At 65.2% G+C, this 19330-nt stretch carries 16 protein-coding genes and 1 pseudogene; 7 read left to right on the top strand and 10 right to left on the bottom strand.

Annotated elements, in window-relative coordinates; genetic code table 11:
- The first annotated feature begins 8 nt into the window (after positions 1–8).
- The 5 genes from I6F12_RS02795 to soxA all read left to right on the top strand — a co-directional run bounded on the left by I6F12_RS02795 (position 9) and on the right by soxA (position 3482).
- Positions 9–1280 carry an NAD(P)/FAD-dependent oxidoreductase gene (locus I6F12_RS02795; protein WP_225155455.1) on the top strand — a complete coding sequence of 424 codons (1272 nt, stop codon included), beginning with the start codon at positions 9–11 and terminating at the stop codon, positions 1278–1280.
- A 201-nt stretch (positions 1281–1481) separates the two neighbouring features.
- Entirely contained in the window at positions 1482–1916 is a 435-nt protein-coding gene (gene soxX, locus I6F12_RS02790; RefSeq protein ID WP_225155454.1) for a sulfur oxidation c-type cytochrome SoxX, read from the top strand.
- A 5-nt stretch (positions 1917–1921) separates the two neighbouring features.
- Positions 1922–2389, top strand: coding sequence for a SoxY-related AACIE arm protein (locus I6F12_RS02785; RefSeq protein ID WP_036037871.1), 468 nt, complete (start codon positions 1922–1924; stop codon positions 2387–2389).
- Entirely contained in the window at positions 2389–2706 is a 318-nt protein-coding gene (gene soxZ / locus I6F12_RS02780) for a thiosulfate oxidation carrier complex protein SoxZ (RefSeq protein WP_225155453.1), read from the top strand. Before I6F12_RS02785 ends, soxZ begins: the two co-directional genes overlap by 1 nt.
- Complete coding sequence (gene soxA, locus I6F12_RS02775) at positions 2703–3482, top strand: sulfur oxidation c-type cytochrome SoxA (RefSeq protein WP_225155452.1); 780 nt, start codon at positions 2703–2705, stop codon at positions 3480–3482. Before soxZ ends, soxA begins: the two co-directional genes overlap by 4 nt.
- 53 nt (positions 3483–3535) lie before the next feature.
- On the opposite strand, the gene I6F12_RS02770 is transcribed toward soxA, so the two are convergent.
- The 3 genes from I6F12_RS02770 to I6F12_RS02760 form a co-directional block, all read right to left on the bottom strand.
- Positions 3536–5203, bottom strand: coding sequence for a regulator (locus I6F12_RS02770; RefSeq protein ID WP_225155451.1), 1668 nt, complete (start codon positions 5201–5203; stop codon positions 3536–3538).
- 9 nt (positions 5204–5212) lie between these two features.
- Entirely contained in the window at positions 5213–5911 is a 699-nt protein-coding gene (locus I6F12_RS02765; protein ID WP_225139651.1) for an isochorismatase family cysteine hydrolase, read from the bottom strand.
- Between the two features lie 305 nt (positions 5912–6216).
- The gene (locus I6F12_RS02760) at positions 6217–7170 is read right to left on the bottom strand and encodes a hypothetical protein (protein ID WP_225155450.1); all 954 of its coding nucleotides are present in this window, start codon (positions 7168–7170) and stop codon (positions 6217–6219) included.
- Between the two features lie 163 nt (positions 7171–7333).
- On the opposite strand from I6F12_RS02760, the gene I6F12_RS02755 reads away from it, so the two are divergent.
- Entirely contained in the window at positions 7334–10810 is a 3477-nt protein-coding gene (locus tag I6F12_RS02755) for an indolepyruvate ferredoxin oxidoreductase family protein (RefSeq protein ID WP_225155449.1), read from the top strand.
- 56 nt (positions 10811–10866) lie between these two features.
- Here I6F12_RS02755 and I6F12_RS02750 read toward each other — a convergent pair.
- The 3 genes and pseudogenes from I6F12_RS02750 to I6F12_RS02740 form a co-directional block, all read right to left on the bottom strand.
- Positions 10867–11886 (bottom strand): annotated as a pseudogene (locus I6F12_RS02750) (trypsin-like peptidase domain-containing protein).
- Positions 11887–11978: 92 nt separating this feature from the next.
- The gene (locus I6F12_RS02745; RefSeq protein ID WP_225155448.1) at positions 11979–12428 is read right to left on the bottom strand and encodes a gluconate 2-dehydrogenase subunit 3 family protein; all 450 of its coding nucleotides are present in this window, start codon (positions 12426–12428) and stop codon (positions 11979–11981) included.
- Positions 12429–12435: 7 nt separating this feature from the next.
- A complete protein-coding gene (locus I6F12_RS02740) occupies positions 12436–14034 on the bottom strand; it encodes a GMC family oxidoreductase (protein ID WP_225155447.1) in 1599 nt (532 codons plus the stop codon).
- A gap of 202 nt (positions 14035–14236) precedes the next feature.
- On the opposite strand from I6F12_RS02740, the gene I6F12_RS02735 reads away from it, so the two are divergent.
- Positions 14237–15025 (top strand): thermonuclease family protein, encoded by a 789-nt coding sequence (locus I6F12_RS02735; RefSeq protein WP_036004291.1) that lies wholly within the window; start codon positions 14237–14239, stop codon positions 15023–15025.
- A gap of 221 nt (positions 15026–15246) precedes the next feature.
- Here the strand turns inward: I6F12_RS02735 and cyoD are convergent, their stop codons facing one another.
- The 4 genes from cyoD to I6F12_RS02715 are packed head-to-tail and all read right to left on the bottom strand — an operon-like array spanning position 15247 to position 19094.
- A complete protein-coding gene (gene cyoD, locus I6F12_RS02730) occupies positions 15247–15633 on the bottom strand; it encodes a cytochrome o ubiquinol oxidase subunit IV (RefSeq protein ID WP_036026014.1) in 387 nt (128 codons plus the stop codon).
- Positions 15630–16271, bottom strand: coding sequence for a cytochrome (ubi)quinol oxidase subunit III (locus I6F12_RS02725; protein WP_036026017.1), 642 nt, complete (start codon positions 16269–16271; stop codon positions 15630–15632). The genes cyoD and I6F12_RS02725 overlap by 4 nt, the downstream gene beginning before the upstream one ends.
- On the bottom strand, positions 16271–18271 hold the full coding sequence (gene cyoB, locus I6F12_RS02720) for a cytochrome o ubiquinol oxidase subunit I (protein ID WP_225155740.1): 2001 nt from the start codon (positions 18269–18271) through the stop codon (positions 16271–16273). The genes I6F12_RS02725 and cyoB overlap by 1 nt, the downstream gene beginning before the upstream one ends.
- A complete protein-coding gene (locus I6F12_RS02715) occupies positions 18261–19094 on the bottom strand; it encodes a ubiquinol oxidase subunit II (protein ID WP_036026020.1) in 834 nt (277 codons plus the stop codon). Before I6F12_RS02715 ends, cyoB begins: the two co-directional genes overlap by 11 nt.
- Positions 19095–19330 lie beyond the last annotated feature (236 nt).

Below are 19330 nucleotides of genomic sequence, written 5' to 3'. Positions count from 1 at the left end.
CAGGTCTCATGAATGCGCCGGTGACGCGGCGGAATGCCGTCCTCGGCATCGCCGTCGCGGCTACATCGCTCGCCGCCCCTTCGATCCTGCGCGCGCAATCGGCGGGCCGCGTCGTCGTGGTCGGCGGCGGCTTCGGCGGCGCGGCTTGCGCCCGCGCGCTCGCGCGCGCCGATGCTAAATTGCAGGTCACCCTGATCGAGCCGAACCAGACCTACATCTCCTGTCCATTCAGCAACGAGGTGATCGCGGGCCTGCGCGAGATCGAGGCGCAGCAGTTCGGCTATGACAAGCTTGCCGCCGGGGGCATCAGCATCGTCATCCAGGCTGCGGCGGGCATCGACACGCAAACGCGTCGTGTGACGACGGGGGATGGCACCACGTTCGGCTATGACCGCCTCGTGCTCTCGCCCGGCATCGACTTCCATCTCGAAGCCCTGCCCGGCTACGACGGTGCCGCGCCGGAGACGATGCCGCACGGCTGGAAGGCCGGCGCGCAAACGCTTTTGCTGCGCCGGCAATTGGAAGCGATGGCGGACGGCGGCACGATCGCCATTGCAATCCCGGCCAATCCTTCCCGGTGCCCGCCAGCGCCCTACGAGCGCGCGAGCCTGATCGCGCATTACCTGAAGTCGAGAAAGCCGCGGTCGAAAGTTCTGATCCTCGATGCCAAGGACGCGTTCTCTCAGCAGCGGCTGTTCGAGAAAGCGTGGAAGGAGCTCTATGGCGACATGATCGAGCGCGTCGCACTGTCGCAAGGCGGCCGCGTCACCTCGGTCGATCCGACGATGCGAACCATCGTCACGGAGTTCGGCAACTACACCCCTGACGTCGCCAACGTCATCCCGCCGCAGCGCGCGGGGCGCATCGCCGCCATCGCGGGCGCTGCGGACGCGACGGGCTGGTGCCCGATCGATCCCGTCACGTTCGAGTCGAAACTCGTTTCGAACGTCCACGTCATCGGCGATGCCTGCCTCGGCGGGGGCATTCCCAAATCAGCATCCGCTGCGAGCGCGCAAGGCAAGGCTTGCGCCAGCGCGATCGTCAATCTGCTCGCGGGCCGCGCGCCGGAGACGCCGCGGCTCACAGGCGTCTGCTACAACGTCGTCGCGCCCGGTTACGGCTTTTCGCTGGCCGGCAATTACGAGCCCAGGGGCGACATCTTCGCCGAGGTCGAGGGCGGCGCCACCAGCCCGGTCGACGCGCCGAGCGAATTGCGCGCCCGCGAGGCGGACGAGGCCGAGCGCTGGTTTGAAACCATCACGGCGGACACCTTTGGCTAGGCAATGATGGAACGAGCCCGCCGCCACGACCACAGTGCGCCCCCTCCCCCGCCTGCGGGGGAGGGTTGGGGAGAGGGTGTCTCCACTGGCGAGAACCCCCAAGAGGAGAGAGCCCTCTCCCGGCGCTTCGCGCCGACCTCTCCCGCAAGCGGGAGAGGTAAGTGGAGCTGGCGGCGGCATCGGTTATCGTCCTCGACTTTTGTGACTGCCGCATTCATCGTCATCGGCCTTGCCCTCGGCCGCGCTGCGCACGCGGACGAGCTCGTGCCCTACACAATCGTCGGCGACGGCATTCCCGCCTCGCTCACCGGCTCACCCAGCGATGCCACGCGTGGGCGCGCGCTGGTGCTCGCACGCACGACGACCTGCATCCTCTGCCATTCCGGCCCATTTCCGGAAACGCGGTTCCAGGGCGACCTCGCGCCTGATCTTGCCGGTGCCGGGAACCGGTGGTCCGCGAGCCAGTTGCGGCTTCGACTGGTCGATGCCTCGCGCTTCAATCCGGACACCATCATGCCGTCCTATTACCGCAACGACGGCCTCGTCCGCGTCGGACGCAACTTCGCCGGCAAGCCGATCCTGTCGGCTGCGGAGATCGAGGACATCGTGGCTTTTCTTGCAACGCTTCGGGACTAGGTTTCATGCCAACCACGCGACGACAATTCTTGAACCTCGCCGGAGGCGTGACAGTCGCCGGCACGGTCCCGATCGTGACGCTGCGGCCGCTTCAAGCGACGCCGGCGATGCTCAACGCTGCGATCCGTAACCTCGTCGGCGAAGCCCAGCTTCGCAGCGGCAGGATCAGGCTCGACATTCCGCCGCTGGTCGAGAACGGCAATACGGTGCCGATGACGGTCAGCGTTGCAAGCCCGATGACGGCGGACGACCACGTCAAGAGCATCCACGTCTTCAACGAGAAGAACCCGCAGCCGAACATCGGCAATTTCTATCTTGGTCCTTCCTCCGGCCGCGCCCAGGTCTCGACCCGGATCCGGCTCGCCGACACCCAGAAGGTGGTCGCGATCGCGCGCCTGTCCGACGACACGTTCTGGCAGGTTGCCGCCGATGTCGTCGTGACGCTGGCGGCCTGCACCGAGGAGATGAACTGATGGCCGCCCTCATCAACGTTCCCTCGAAAGCCAAACGCGGCGAGATCATCGAGATCCGCACGCTGACCTCGCACATCATGGAAACAGGATTCCGCCACACCGCGGACGGCAAGCTCGTGCCGCGCGACATCATCACGAGCTTCATCTGCCGCTACAACGGGGCCGAGGTCTTTCGCGCCGACCTGTTTCCGGCGATCGCGGCGAACCCATATTTATCGTTCTTCACGGTGGCCAAGGAGAGCGGCGAGTTCGAGTTCGAGTGGATCGGCGACAACGGCTATTCGTCCACCGCATCGGCATCGATCACGGTCGAATGATTGTTTGGCGCGCGATAGCGGCGGCGATATTCCTCGTCACAGGCCCAGCCCTGCTCGCCGCAGAGATCCCGCCCGATGCGCGCCGCTCCGGCTATGCCTTCATGGGCCCGGACACCCGGGCGATGCAGGACGACGACACCGCCAATCCCGGCATGCTGTTCGTGCTCGACGGCGAGCAGCTGTGGAAGAAGAAGACCGGCAGCGCCGACAGGGCATGCGCCGATTGTCATGGCGATGCGCGCACGAGCATGAAGGGCGTCGCGGCGCGTTATCCTGCCTTCGACAAGGCCCTCGGCCGTCCCGTCACGCTCGACCAGCGCATCAATCTCTGCCGGGCCAATCATCAGCAGGCGACGCCGCTACCTTACGAGACCCGCGACCTGCTCGCATTGTCCGCCTTCGTCGCCCACCAGTCGCGTGGCAATCCGATCACGGCCGGCGACGATCCGCAACTCAAGCCGTTTGTCGACCAGGGCCGCGACCTCTTCATGCAGCGCGAAGGCCAGCTCAACCTTGCCTGCACCAACTGCCATGACGACAATTTCGACAAGCGCCTCGCGGGCGCTCCGATCACGCAAGGACAGCCGACCGGCTATCCGCTGTATCGACTGGAATGGCAGTCGCTGGGCTCGCTGGAGCGACGGCTGCGCAGCTGCATGAGCGGTGTCCGCGCCCAGGCCTATGATTACGGCTCGCCCGAGCTGGTCGCGCTCGAGCTCTATCTGATGTCGCGCGCGCGCGGCCTGCCGATGGAAACGCCGGCGGTGCGGCCCTGAAACAGCAACGGCCGGACCATCCGCCCGGCCGTTCCGCAACAATGAAGCCGGGCCTACTCCGCCGGTGCGGCCGACATCTCCGGATGCGCGGCATAGTGTTCGCTGGCGCCGAGCTTGCTGGCCGCGAACAGGCCGGCGGCCATCACGGCGTAGGCCAGCGCGACCGCGGGGGTCACGCCAAAGCCGCCTCCGATGCCGACGGCCTCGCCATGCATGAAGCCGAAATAGGTCAGGATCGCCCCGACCAGCGCAAAGGCGGAGGCCTTCTCGAAATCGCGCTCGATGATGAAGACACCGATAGCGCCGAGGATGAGGCCGCCGAGGATGGAGCCGCCGCCCATGACTTCGAGGCCGTGATAGAACACGCCCTGCTGCGGCAGCGCCGCCACCGCTGCGGTCTTGACCGCGTCGGCCTTGTCGGCCGCCATCCCGCCGACGGTTGCTGCCGCAGTCATGGTGGAGGCCAGCATCGTATCGATCTGGAGCTTGGCCCAGGCGGCAAGGTGCGGGGTCAGTGCCAGCACGATCGCAGGCGCGTGCTTGACCGGTGTGGTCTGGAACGCCTGCGCGCCGATCAGCATGCCGATGTAGAGCAGGATCGGAGAGATCGCGACCACGGGCACCAGCGCCAGCAGCACCGAGATGATGCCGAACCAGGACAGCACCACCACCATGATGCCGGTCGCAGCCGAATAGCCGATTCGGCCGCCCATCGCCTTCCAGCCGGGATGGCCGATATAGACCGCGTTGATGAAAGGATTGCCCATCAGGCAGCCGATCAGGCTGACGACGCCGTCGGCGGTGAGCACGCGCGTGGTCGGATAGTCGTCGCCGGCCGCTTCCGCGCTCTCGACATTGTCCATGGCCTCGACGAGGTCGTAGATGCCGAACGGAATGGCCGTGACCAGGATGATGCCGAGGAATTCGAAGCCGGAGAAGACGTAGCCAAACGCCGGGATCGGCACCGAGAAGCCGAAATTGGCGAAGGCCGCACCGACGCCCGCGATGCTCAGGCCGCCGAGGCCGAGCCCGAACAGGTTCGAGCCCCAGGCGATGATCATGCCGGCTGCGATTGCGACGAGGCCCGCGGGAATGCCGCGCCAATACTTCACGCCGCCGAACCAGCTCACCAGGATGATGGCGAAGCAGACGAGACCGATCTGCGGCGTCATGTACATCTCTAACGCTGGCCGCATCGAGATGAAGGTGACGGAGACCCCTGCGAGCGTGCCGAGCAGCGCCGCGCGCGGCGTGATCTTGCGGATGAACGGCGCGATGAAGCCGCCGATCATCAGGATGAAGCTCTGGAAGAATACCCAGACGAGGCCCGCCGACCACCCCTTGAGCGGATCGCCGGTCTTGAGCGTGATCGGCAGCATGATCACGAAGGTCACGATGAACATGTGCGGCACGCTGACGCCCGACGGCAGCGCGCAGACGTCGTTGCGGCCGGTCTTCTGGGCGAGGCGGTAGGCGAGATAGGCGTAGTAGAAAGTGGAGAGACACATCATCAGCCCCAGCGCGGGCAGGATGCGGCCGAACACGAGGCTATCGGGCATCTTCAGCACGAAGCGCAACAGGCCCGTGAGCACCAGCATGTTGACGAGGATGTTGGTGCCGAAGCCGAACAACGCGTTCCAGTCGCCCGATGTCCATAGCGCCGGCTTGAAGTCGGACTTGTTCAGATCAGAACTGCCGGCCGCCCCCGTCAATGTCCTCATGATATACCCCTATGTGGTCGAAACCTTCATTGCCTCCAGAACTGCGGCTGAATCCGCGACCCAACCGAAGATGCCGCCCTGGGCCTTGATCATCTTCAGGCCCATCTCGTGAAACTCGGGGAAGTAGGACGCGCAGCCGTCGGCGATGACGACGCAGCGATAGCCGCGGTCGTTGGCCTCGCGCACCGTGGTGTTGACGCACACTTCGGTGGTGACGCCGCACACGAGCAAATTCTCGATGCCGTATTTCTCCAAGACCTCGCCGAGCTCGGTCGCGTAGAACGCCCCCTTGCCGGGCTTGTCGATGACGATTTCGCTGTCGAGCGGATAGAGCTCGGGAATGATGTCGTGGCCGGCCTCGCCGCGAATGAGGATGCGGCCCATCGGACCGGGATCGCCGATGCGAAGGCTCGGCGCGCCGCGCTCGACCTTGGCCGGCGGCGCATCGGAGAGATCGGGCAGATGCCCCTCCCGCGTGTGGATGACCAGCATGCCGGTGTCGCGCGCGGCCGTCAGCACCGCGCCGATCGGCTTCACCGCGCGCGCGAGCTGGCTGACGTCGTTGCCCAGCGTCTCGCCGAAACCGCCGGGCTCCATGAAGTCGCGCTGCATGTCGATGATGAGGAGTGCGGTGGCGGGCCAGTCGAGCGTGATCGGCTCAGGCTCGGCGCTGACGACGCCCCTTGTCGGCTTGGCTGAGTTCAACATGACGGCCCCGCGAGAACTCTCCTGAGCGGGAGTTCTGCAAGCGCCGTGCCATTGTGTACAATTGCGGTTGAGCGCGGGTAGCGAGGGAATTTGTCGTCTGGTCAGAAGGTTACGCCGGCGATCGGCGTCTGCTTATTCCCTGTGCGACGGCTTCGCGCCGTGCATTTGCCTAAGAGATAAGCGGCTTCCTCCGTCATTCCGGGGCGACGCGCCAGCGTCGAGCCCGGAATCCATCGGGCCGCGGTACGCGAGGTGAAATGGATTCCGGGTTCGCGCTACGCGCGCCCCGGAATGACGAGCAGAGGCTACCGCCCCGCCCCATACAACTGCCGATGCTCTTCCTCATACGGGGCGTAAGACTCCTTCAGCGCCGCGATGTTCAGCAGCATGGTTGCGACCATCGTGCCCGCCTTGTCGAACACGCGCGTCTTGACCCAGGCGCTTTCGGTGCGGCGGCTGCCGGAGAGCGCGACGACTTCGCGCTCGACCTCGTATTCCTCGCCCTCGAGGAGCGGACCCTTCAGCAGGCGGATCTCCTGGTCGGCGAACAGGCCGACGGCCGGGCCCTTGGCCGGCAGCGGATCGTCCTTGGAGCGGTACTGGAACAGCACGCTCAGCATCTCCATCGGGATGATGGGCTTGCCCCACGGATTACCCGCGCCCGAATAGTACGGCGAGCTTTCGGTGATGACGGCGAGCTTCTGCCTCAGCGAGAACGGATAGAGGTCGCCCATGTTCTGGTCGAACGCCATGCGCACCGACTGCCGCTTGCTGGTCTGCGCCACCTTCACATCGCGCAAGATCACGGGATCAGTGAGCGGCTTGAGCTCGCCAAGGCGCGCCTCGAGCGCCGTTGCAACCGGCAAATCGCCGACTGATGCCGTGCCGCGCAGCACCTCAGTGCCGTCGCGCTTGACCATCTGGATCTGGCACTGGCGGGTGCCGGGCAATGGCTTCGCCAGGATCGCCTGCACCTCTTCGCCCTCATAGCAGACGCTGCGGTAATGTGCTGAAAGGCAGCCTATCTCGAACCAAGCCTGCCCCCACAGCCGCTCGCCGAGCGGAGCGAACTGGCTGAAATGCGTCGGGCCCTCGATCGTGCCGCCCTTGAAGCCGAGCTTCTGCGCGGTGGCGTCGTCATGGATCGAGGCGTGCGCGTCATAGGTCTGCGCCTGCAGCATCTGGCGTGGCTGACGCCACGGCCCGATCAGGGCCTCGGCCGTCTCCGTGATCTCGGTGTCGAATGCGTTTGCAGTCATGGCGCTCTCCGCGTGCAAGCCATGACTAGCAGGAGCGCCACGGATGCGGCCAGCGATATTGACTTCGCTGGCCCATCCTTTTGACTGTCACAATTCGCATCGCGCAGCCGCGATTCCTCCCGCAGCGCAAACCTCCCGCCGAACGAAAGACGAGGACTTCCGAATGACGCTGTTGCAGGTCGAGCTGGACGACAAATACCGGCTCGAATCGAAGCGGATCTTCCTGTCCGGCACGCAGGCCCTGGTCCGCCTGCCCATGTTGCAGCGCGAACGCGACCGGCTTCAGGGCCTCAACACCGGCGGCTTCATCTCGGGCTATCGTGGCTCTCCGCTCGGTATGTACGACCATGCGTTGTGGCGGGCGAAGGCGCACCTTCAGCACCACGACATCGCCTTCGTGCCCGGCCTCAACGAGGATCTGGCGGCGACCGCGGTCTGGGGCAGCCAACAGCTCGGCCTGTTTCCCGGAGCCAAGGTCGATGGCGTGTTCGGAATCTGGTACGGCAAGGGCCCGGGCGTCGACCGCTCGGTCGATGCGCTCAAGCACGCCAATGCCGCCGGCACCTCGCGCAACGGCGGCGTGCTGGCGCTCGCTGGCGACGACCACGGCTGCCAGTCCTCGACGCTGGCGCATCAGAGCGAGCAGGTGTTCGCGGCGGCGCTGATTCCCGTGATCAATCCTGCCACGCTCCAGGACTATCTCGACCTCGGCCTCTACGGTTTTGCACTGTCGCGCTTCTCGGGCTGCTGGGTCGGCTTCAAGGCGATCAGCGAGACCGTGGAGAGCTCCGCGTCGATCTATAGCGACCCTGAACGCATCCAGATCGTGGTGCCCGACGATTTCGAGATGCCGCCCGGCGGCCTCAACATCCGCTGGCCCGATCCGCCGCTCGAGGCTGAGAAGCGCCTGTTCGGCCCCAAGATGGCCGCGGTGCAGGCCTTCGCCCGCGCCAACCAGCTCGACCGCATGGTGCTAGATTCCAAGCCTGCGCGGCTCGGCATCGTCGCGACTGGAAAAGCCTATCTCGACCTGCGCCAGGCGCTCGTTGATCTCGGCATCACCGACAAGGACGCGCAGGACCTGGGCCTTCGCATCTACAAGGTTGCCTTGACCTGGCCGCTGGAGGAAAGCGGCGCGAAACGTTTCGCTGAAGGTCTTCAGGACGTGCTGGTGGTCGAGGAGAAGCGCGGCTTCATCGAAGACCAGCTGATGCGCATCCTCTACAACGTCGATGCCTCAAAGCGTCCGACCGTTACGGGCAAGCGCGATGAGCGCGGCGCACCGCTGTTGCCGAGCGAGGGCGAGCTGACGCCGACCATCGTCGCCAGCGCGCTGGTGGCGCGCTTGCGCAAGCTCGGCCATCACAGCCCGGTGCTGGAGCAGCGCCTCGCGCGGCTCGAGGCCTTCGACAACCCGGTGACGACCAGCACGCCGATCAAGCTCGCGCGCACGCCGTTCTTCTGCTCGGGCTGCCCGCACAACACCTCGACGCGGGTGCCCGAGGGCAGCCGCGCCATGGCCGGCATCGGCTGCCACGGCATGGCGCTGAGCATGCCGACCCGCCGCACGGATTTGATCTCGCATATGGGCGCCGAGGGCGTAAACTGGATCGGCCAGTCGCCCTTCACCACCGAGAATCATATCTTCCAGAATCTCGGCGACGGCACCTACACGCATTCCGGCCTGCTCGCCCTTCGCGCCGCCTCCGCCGCCGGCATCAACATCACTTACAAGATCCTCTACAACGACGCCGTGGCGATGACCGGCGGCCAGCCCGCCGAAGGCGCCTTCAACGTCGCGCAGATCGCCCATCAAGTCTGGGCCGAAGGCGTCAAGCGGCTTGCGATCGTCTCCGACGATCCCACAAAGTATCCGCAAGGCGGATACTTCCCGCAAGGCGCGACCATCCACCACCGCCGCGAGCTCGATGCCGTGCAGCGCGAGCTGCGCGATATCAAGGGCCTAACGGTCATCATCTACGACCAGACCTGCGCCGCCGAGAAGCGCCGCCGCCGTAAGCGCGGGCTCTATCCCGATCCCGCCAAGCGCGCCTTCATCAACGAGCTCGTTTGCGAAGGTTGCGGCGATTGCTCGCAGGCCTCGAACTGCGTCTCGGTGCAGCCGCTGGAGACCGAATTCGGCCGCAAGCGCCAGATCGACCAGTCGAACTGCAACAAGGACTTTTCCTGCGTCGAGGGCTTTTGCCCGAGCTTCGTCACCGTCCATGGCGGCTCGCTGAAGCGGATGAAGACCTCGGCTGTGGATTCCGGCCAGCTGTTCGCGGATCTGCCGCTGCCGCCGGCGCGTGAGCTGGACGGGCCCTACAACATCCTCGTCACCGGCATCGGCGGCACCGGCGTCATCACCATCGGTGCCCTGCTCGGCATGGCTGCCCATATCGACGGCCGCGGCTGCTCGGCGCTCGACTTCACCGGCCTGTCGCAGAAGAACGGCGCGGTGATGAGCCATGTCCGCATCGCCCCAAAGCCGGAGGACATCTCCGCCGTCCGCATCACCACCGGCGGCGCCGATGTCATCCTCGGCTGCGACATGATCGTCTCCGCGGGCCCGACGGCGCTGAGCCGCGCCGAGCGCGGCGTGACCAAGGCCTACATCAACGCTGATCTGCAGCCGACCGCGAGCTTCGTGCAAAACCCCGATCTCGATTTCGAGATGGGCGCGATGCAGACCGTGCTCCGCGACGCTATCGGCGACAACAACCTCGATATCATCGACGCGACAGGCATTGCCGCGGCACTGATGGGCGATTCCATCGCGACCAACCCCTTCATGCTCGGCTTTGCGTTCCAGAAGGGCGCGATCCCGCTGTCGCTCGAAGCCCTGCTTCGCGCCATCGAGATCAACGGCGCCGCGATCGAGATGAACAAGCTCGCCTTCACCTGGGGCCGGCTCGCTGCCCACGACATGTCGCGCGTGCGCAGCGTGCTCCAGTTCAAGGCAAGAGCGTCCGCGCCTGCGAAATCGCTCGACGATATCATCGCGACGCGCGCCGAATTCCTGACCTTCTATCAGGACAAGGCCTATGCCGACCGCTACCTCGCAGCCGTCGCCAAGGTGCGCAAGGCGGAGAGCACGGCTTCGGCGGGGTCAACCGAGCTCACCGAAGCGATCGCAAAGAACCTGTTCAAGCTGATGTCCTACAAGGACGAATATGAAGTCGCCCGGCTCTACACCGACGGCAGCTTCGCCAAGAAAGTCTCGGAGAAGTTCGACGGCGACTTCACGCTGAAGTATCACCTCGCACCGCCGATCTTCGCCAAGCGCGACAAGGCAACCGGACATCTGCAGAAGCAGGAGTTCGGCAGCTGGATGACCCACGCCTTCCGCGTGCTCGCCAGGCTGAAATTCCTGCGCGGCACCGCGTTCGATCCGTTCGGCCGCACCGAGGAGCGCCGGACCGAGCGCAAGCTAATCGCGGATTATCTGGCGATGATCGACCAGCGGATCACAGGGCTGAAGCCGGATCAAATCCCGCTGCTGGCAAGGCTTGCGCGCGTGCCGGAGACCATCCGCGGCTTCGGCTACGTCAAGGAGGCCAACATCAGGCTGGCGGCGGCCGAGACGGCGCGGCTGGAAGCGGAGCTGGAGAACAGCCGCTTTGCCGCCGCGGCGGAGTAGAGGCTAGGCGCCAGCCCCTCTCCGCGTCAGCCACACACTCGCTGTCATCGCCCGGTTCAGCGCGCCGGCTTGCGCTCGATCGGGTCGATATCGATCGCCCGGAGGCGACCGAGGCGCAGCACGTCCATGGGTAGCCGGCGGCCGATCCGGTCGCGGTCGAGCACGCGGATCAGATCGTCGACGCCGTTGATCTCGACGCCGTCGAGCCTGATCACGACGTCGCCGGGCAACAGGCCTGCCTTCGCCGCTGGTCCATCCGGCTCGATCTGCATCAGAAGCGCGCCCATCTTGTTCTCGACGCCGGCCAGCACCGCGTGCCGCCGCGGGACCGGCGCGGTCTGCCCGGCGACACCGATATAGGCGCGGCGGACATAGCCGTGGCGGATGATCTCCGACAGCACGAATTGCGCGGTGTTGCTGGCGACCGCAAAACAGATTCCTTACGCGCCATTGATGATCGCGGTGTTGATGCCGATCACCTCGGCATGCGACGACACCAGCGGCCCGCCGGAATTGCCGGGATTGAGGGCGGCATCGGTCTGGATCACGTCCTCGATGGTGCGCCCGCTCACCGAGCGGATCGAGCGGCCGAGCGCCGAGACCACGCCGGCCGTCACGGTCGATTCGAAGCCGAGCGGATTGCCGATCGCGATCACGAGCTGGCCGCGCCGCAGGCTCTTGGAATTGCCGAGCGCGGCATAGGGCAAGTGCCGCACGCCATTGGCACGCAGGAGCGCCAGATCCGTGTCGGGATCGGCGCCGAGCACCTGGGCGTCGCCGACATGGCCTTCGACGTCGCGCAGCCGGATCTCCTTCGACGTGCCGACGACATGGCTGTTGGTGAGCACGAGCCCATCCGGCGAGATCACGATGCCAGAGCCGAGCCCGCCGCGCTCGCGACCGTTCGGCACCTTGGGGCCGGTCTCGACGCGCACGACCGCAGGGCCGACGCGATCGGTGACGTCGATCACAGCATTGGAATAGGCGTCCAGCAGCGCCCGGTCATCGGCCGGGCCAGGCGCCGTCGTCCGCGATGACGGTGCGTCATCGGCGATATCTGAGGTGAAGTCCAACATGGCAAGAGTCCTCGAAGGCTCACACAGATGGTGGCCTGCTCCCGGAGGCGCAAGTGGCCCGCCTGGAGCGCAGGGCCGGACTGCCCAGATGGCTAGGGCGGGCGCCTCAGCGAGCCACCTCTCGCCTTGACCGGATCGAGCAGCGACCAGTCCCCCTCTGGGAGCACATGGCCCTTGGGGAATGGCGCGCGCAGCTCGAGCCCCAGCGAGCCCAGCACGCGGTCGTCGCGGTAATAGCATTGCAGCACGACACGGACGAGCGTTGCGGCGGCGGCGCCGCCGCTCTTCCGAAACTCATGCACCACCGCATCGCGTCTGGCGGCATCGAGCTCGGCAAGCGGGCCCCCGGCGAGCCGCGCCAGGTGATCCAGCGCCGCCGCGACCAATTTGGTATCGCGACCGAGCGTTGCCAGCATGTCGGCCTGGATCGCGGGATCATCGGCGCCCGGCACCTTGTACTCGTCACTGGCCGGGATGATCATCGCGGCGATAGCGCGGAGATCGTCGCGCTGCCTGCGTGTCAGTTGGTTGTCTGCGGACATTACAGCCTCAATCGAACAAATTGGCGAGGCGCTGCTTCATCTGGTCGGCGATGTAGAGCGCGAGGGCCTGGATGGTGGAGGTCGGGTTCACGCCGCCCGAGGTGACGAAGATGCTGCCGTCGACGATGAAGAGGTTCTTCACGTCGTGCGAGCGGCCCCATTCGTTGACGACGGAGCGCTCTGGGTCGGTGCCCATGCGCGCGGTGCCGAGCAGGTGCCAGCCGCCCCAGGGAATCGGCGAGTTGACGCAGATGTCGCTCGCGCCGGCAGTCTCGAGGAACTCGCGGCCGCGCGCCAGCGCGTGCTCCATCATCTTCCGGCTGTTCTCGCTGATGGTGTAGTCGACCTTCGGCGCGGGAATGCCGTGACTGTCCTTCAGCACCGGATCGAGCGTGACACGATTGTGCTCCTCCGGCAAATCCTCGCAGATTGCGGAGAAACCAAGCCGGTGGCCGTTCAGCTTGCGGAACACGCGGTGGTGATCCTCGCCCCACGGCAAGATGCCCTTCTGCTCGCTGACTACGGCCTCGAACACCGGCCCGGCCCCGCGCACGAACTGCACGCCATAGCCGCGCACGAAGCCGCGCGACAGGTCGGTGTCGTACCATTGCTTGCTCCACAGGCAGGTCGGCGGCGCGCGGTTCGAGTCGGTCGGCTCCTTCACATAGCCGTAGATCTGCGCATAGGGGTGGAACATCAGGTTCTTGCCGACGAGGCCCGACGAATTGGCGAGCCCGTTGGGGAAGCGGCCCGATGCCGAGTTGAGCAGCAGCCGCGGCGTGCCGACGCCGTTGCAGGCGATGACGACGACATGCGCGGGCTGAAACTGCTCGATGCCGTCCTTGTCGTAATAGACCACGCCCGAGGCCATGCCGTTCTCGTCGGTGATGATCTCCCGCACCCGGCAATGCGTGCGCAGCTCGACGCCGGCGCGGATCGCATGCGGCCAATAGGTGATGTCGGTAGAGGATTTTGCCCCTTGCGCGCAGGCCGGCGTGCAATGGCCGAGATTGATGCAGCGCGCCCGGCCCTCATAGTCCATCGTCGCGACCGTGGTGTCCGACGGCCACCAGTGCCAGCCGAGCTTGTTCATGGCCTTGCCGATGATGGCGCCGGACAGGCCCATCGGCTGCTGCGGCATCGGCGGATGCGTCAGCGGCGACAGCGGATCGCCTGACAGGCCCGACGTGCCCATCATGCGGTCGTTCTCTTCGAAGAACGGAGTCAATGCCTCGTAGTCGATCGGCCAGTCGTCGGCGACGCCGTCGAGCGTCTTCACCTTGAAATCGGAGGGATGCAGCCGCGGCCAGTGCGCGGTGTACATCACGGTCGAGCCGCCGACCGCGTTGTAGTTCACGACCTTGATCGGAGAGTTGTCGTCGTTGATCGGGTAGTCCTCGGGCCGGCCGCGAACGTTGGGGCTCGACGACCATTCGCCGTAGAACTTGGCCTCCCAGTCGCGGCCCGTGCTGGGATATTCCGCGGGGTTCATCCAGCCGCCCTGCTCCAGGCAGAGGATATGCATCTTGGTCTCGGCCAGCGACCACGCCACCGCCGCGCCCGAAGCGCCGGCGCCGATGATCAGGACATCCACCGGGTCTTTCATCGCAACCTTGTCCTCCCCCTCGCCGCTTACCGGGCGATTCGGCCTTGCGCGGTCAGCGAGGCCGGCGAAACGATACGGGCAGAGCGCCGGCGGAGTAAAGCGGCGGGGCCGGAATGTCGCACTTCGCGAGGCGCAGACCATTGGTCTCGCCACATCCGGATGCTAGGAACGGGGCGCACGAGCCATCGATAAGCGAGACCGTATGTCCTTCCAGAAATTCGTTGCCGCCACCCGCGCTTTTGCGCTCGTTTCGTTTCTCGCCTGGTCCGGATTTCTGGCCTCGTCCGGACCAGTTTCCGCGCTGACCGGCGCCGCGACGGCCCGTGACGGCAACTCGGTCCAGCTCGGCGACGTCACCTACCGGCTCGACGGCGTCGACGCGCCGGAGCTCGACCAGGTCTGCATCGACAATAAAGCCGATGCCTGGACCTGCGGCATCGAGGCCCGCGACCAGCTCGCGAAGCTCATCAACAAACGAACGGTGCGCTGCGACGATGTCGGGCCCGAGAAGAGCTTTGGCAAGCGGCACCGCGCCATCTGCACGGCCGAAGGCGACAAGGCCAGCCTGAACGAGCAGCTGATCAAGCTCGGCTTTGCCCTCGCACGCGAGCCGATGAAGGCCAACGTCAAGCCGGCAGCCACCGAGGCCAAGACGACGGCGGCGGGGATCTGGAAGGGCTGTTTTGTTGCACCGCAAGATTTCCGCAGCGGCAAGAAGGACGGCGCGCTGCTGGGCACCGCCTGCCGCCCGGACCGCGACAAGGAAATCCGCGCCGTGCTGTTTCCGGAGGAGCTGACCATGCCCCCCAACTGCAGCATCAAGGGCAAGCTCGCGGTGCGCGCCCGCGTCACCGGCAATATCGGCATCTACCATCTGCGCGGATGTCCGAGCTATCCCGCGACCACGACACCGGATCGCTGGTTCTGCTCGGAGGACGACGCCCAGGCGGCCGGCTTCCGCAAGGCCTACAATTGCCGCCGGCCAAGGTGAGCAAGCTCCCTCACGCATCCGTGAGTGGTAATCCGAGACCGTATTGATCCGGAATTGAACTTCGTCGGCGGTTGCTGCATTTGTATGCCAACGCAAGCGCCCTTGCGCGAGCGTTTCCTTGGCAGCAATCCGGCTCCGGCCGATTGTCTTTGCTTGGGCGTTTCCTCCCTAGACTTGGGCCGCTTGTCACTAGCAAGCGGCTCTCTCTTTTTGCGCGGCTGTCACTGCATCCGCATGATCTGGTCCATCGGCGGCATGTTGGCGTTGAGATTCGCCATGATCCAGACCGTGCCGCCGACCACCAGGAACACCACCAGCAGCCCGAAGGCGAGCGCCAGCACGTTGTTGGTGTTGTCGGGGCCGGTAGTGATGTGCAGGAAGAACACCAGATGCACGCCCATCTGTGCGATCGCGAGCACGATCAGCGCGACGGGAATCGAGGGCTGCCAGACCAGGTCCGTGCCAGCGATGAAGAACGACGTCGCCGTGAGCAGCAGCGCGAGCACGAGCCCGACGACGTAACCGAGGATCCTTGCGCCGACGCTATGCTCTTCTTCCTCGCCCGGCGCGAGGTCGCGTTTGACCATCCCATGCGTCTGCTCACTCATGGCGCGCTCCCGAGCAGGTAAACGACGGAGAACACTGCGACCCAGACGATGTCGAGCGCGTGCCAGAACAGCGCAAAGCACGTCATCCGGCGCAAGATGTCTGCGCGAAAGCCCTTGGCGAACACCTGGGCCATCATGGTGAGAAGCCACAGCACGCCGGCGGAGACGTGAAGGCCATGGCAGCCGACCAGCGAGAAGAACGCGGTCAGGAACGCACTGCGTGACGGGCCATAGCCGCGCGCGATGAGGTCGGCAAATTCGCGAAACTCGAGAACGAGGAATATCAGCCCGAGCACGCAGGTCACGGTCATGCTAAGATAAAACCAGAACCGGTTGCGCACGTCGGCGGCGATGCTGGCCATGCCGCAGGTGAAGCTCGACAACAGCAGGCAGACCGTCTCGATCGCCACGTTCCTCTGCTCGAAGATCTCCGCGCCCTTGGGGCCGCCGGCGGTCTGGCCTGACAGCACCGCATAGGCCGCGAAGAAGCAGGAGAACATCACGATGTCGGAGAGCAGGAAGATCCAGAAGCCGTAGGCGGTCACGATCCGCTTCGGCGCGGGGCCGGGATGCTCGATGACGAGGCCGATATGATGGGGATCGGCGTGCGCGTGGCCTGCGGTCGCGGTCATCGCCATCAGACTGCTCCCGCCATGCTGACGAGGTTGCGCCGTTCCTCGATGTTGCTGCGGTCGATGCGGGCGACCTCCTCGGCCGGGATGACGTATTCGTCATGGTCGCGCCAGGCGAACACGACGAAGGTCGCCCAAGCGCCCAAGCCGCCCAGGATCACCATCCACCAGATGTGCCAGATCAGCGCGAATCCCATGATGGTGGCGAAGAAGGCACAGACGAATCCGGTCGGGGAATTCCGGGGCATCTCGATGTCCTGATAATCCGGCGTCTCATGCGCGAGCGATTGCTGCTTCGCGCGCGCCTTCATATCCCAATAGGCGTCCTCGCCGCGCACATCGGGGTTGAACGCGAAATTGAACACCGGCGGCGGCGACGAGGTTGCCCATTCCAGCGAGCGCCCGTCCCAGGGATCGCCGGTGCGGTCGCGCAACGCCTCGCGATTGCGGATGCTGACGACGAGCTGCACGATCTGACAGATCACCCCGATCGTCAGCACCGCCACGCCGACCGCCGCAACGATCATCCAGGGCCGCCAGGCCGCGACGTCGTAGTGCTGCATGCGCCGGGTCATGCCGAGCATGCCGGCAATGTAGAGCGGCATGAAGGTTATGAAGAAACCGATGAAGGTGAACCAGAACGCGGCCTTGCCCCAGCGTTCGTCGAGACGGAAGCCGAACGCCTTCGGGAACCAGTACTCGAAGCCGGCAAAAACGCCGAACAGCACGCCGCCGATGATCACGTTGTGGAAGTGCGCCACCAGGAACATGCTGTTGTGGAGGATGAAGTCGGCTGGCGGCACCGCGAGCAGCACGCCGGTCAGTCCGCCGATGAGAAACGTCACCATGAAGCCGACCGACCACAACATTGGTGTCGCAAAACGGATGCGGCCGCCATACATCGTGAACAGCCAATTGTAGATCTTCACGCCGGTCGGTATCGCAATGATCATGCTGGCGATGCCGAAGATGGCATTGACGTTGGGACCTGCGCCCATCGTGAAGAAGTGGTGCAGCCAGACCATGAAGGAGACGACACAGATCGCCATGGTCGCGAGCACCATGGAGCGGTAGCCGAATAGCGCCTTGCCGGAGAAGGTCGAGACCACCTCGGAGAAGATGCCGAAGGCGGGCAGCACCAGGATGTAGACCTCGGGATGGCCCCAGGCCCAGATCAGGTTCATGAACATCATGACGTTGCCGCCGGCCTCGTTGGTGAAGAAGTGGAAGCCGAGATAGCGGTCGAGCAGCAGCATCGCCAGCGTCGCGGTAAGGATCGGGAACGCCGCGACGATGAGGAGGTTCGAGGCCAGCGTGGTCCAGCAGAACATCGGCATGCGCAGGTAGTTCATGCCCTTGGTGCGCAGCTTCAGCACGGTGGTGACGAGATTGATGCCGGCCACCAGCGTGCCGACGCCGGAGATCTGCAGCGACCAGGCGTAATAGTCGACGCCGACGCCGGGCGAATAGGACAGTTCCGACAGCGGCGGAAAGGCGAGCCAGCCGGTGCGCGCGAATTCGCCGACCACGAGCGAGATATTGACCAAGAGCGCGCCGGTCGCCGTCAGCCAGAAGCCGACCGAATTGAGCGTCGGGAAGGCGACGTCGCGCACGCCGAGCTGGAGCGGTACGATGAGGTTCATCAGCCCGATCACGAACGGCATCGCCACGAAGAAGATCATGATGGTGCCGTGCGCGGAGAAGATCTGGTTGTAGTGCTCCGGCGGCAGATAGCCCTGCGACTGATACGCCACAGCCTGCTGGATCCGCATCATGATGGCGTCGCTGCCGCCGCGCAGCAGCATGACCGAGGCGAGCAGGATGTACATGACACCGATGCGCTTGTGGTCGACGCTGGTGATCCATTCGCGCCAGAGATAGGGCAGATGTCCCTTCACCACGACCCAGCCCAGCACGCCGAGGATCGCGACCAGCACCACCGCGCCGGCCACGAGCGGAATCGGCTGGTCGAGCGGGATGGCCGTCCAATCGAGCTTACCGAGCATCATGGCCTCCACTGTGCGACCGGCCTGCTTCGGACGCGAGGGCCGGCCCGGGCCCCGGCGGAATATGCTGGGTCGCGATCAAATCGAACAGGCGCGGATCGTCGAGGCGGTAGACCGGCCTGCCCTTCTCAATGCCCTGCTGCATCAGCTTCTTGTAGCTGTCCTCGTTCAGCACCGCGTCCGTCTTAGCCGTGTTCGCCACCCAGTCCGGGAAGGCGAGCGGCGAGATCACGTTGACGTCGAACATCATGTCCGGGAAACCGTCGCCGGAGAAATGCGCGGACAGACCCTGAAGCTTGCCTTCGTTGTCGGCGCGCAGGTTCAGCTTCGTCACCATGCCGTTCATGGTGTAGATCATGCTGCCGAGCTGCGGGATGAAGAACGTGTTCATCACGCTCGATGACGTCAGCTGGAAATTCAGCTCGGCGCCGGCCGGCACCGTCAGCGTGTTGACGGTGGCGATGCGCTGGTCCGGATAGATGAACAGCCATTTCCAGTCGAGCGAGACCGCCTGGATCCGCACTGGGCTGCCGGTGCCCGGCACGGGCGCGGCGGGATCGAGCTGGTGCGAGCCGATCCAGGCGACGCCGCCGAGCAGGATCACGGTGAGCGCCGGAATCGACCACACCACCATCTCGACGCGGCCGGAATAGACGAACTCCGGCTGGTAGCGCGCCCTCGGATTCGAGGCGCGAAACCAGAACGCAAAAGCCAGAATCGCGAAAATGGTCGGCACCACGATCACGAGCATGATGAAGACCGAATCGACCAAAATAGTTCTATTGGCCGCAGCCACGGGCCCTTGCGGATCGAGCAGATTCATCGGCAAGCCACTGGTGGTTGGGAAGCCCCGGGACTGAGCCTAGCGCGGGAAAGGCTCCGCGACAAACGCTGCGAGGCCGGAACGGTTCCTGGACCGCAACGGCCAGCCATGCGCGATGGACCGGCCGCCACATGCAATTCCGTGCGATGTCAATGACATGAACGCGGAAAGCGAGCTCTTCTCTCCCAGGAGCGCGATTGCTAGTCTGCACGAAAATAATGACAAGGACGGGAGTG

Origin of the sequence: Bradyrhizobium sp. IC4059, from assembly GCF_020193615.1 — a bacterium.
Lineage (GTDB): Bacteria > Pseudomonadota > Alphaproteobacteria > Rhizobiales > Xanthobacteraceae > Bradyrhizobium > Bradyrhizobium yuanmingense.
The sequence above is the reverse complement of the archived record's forward strand: the minus strand, read 5'-3'. Positions and strand labels throughout refer to the sequence as shown.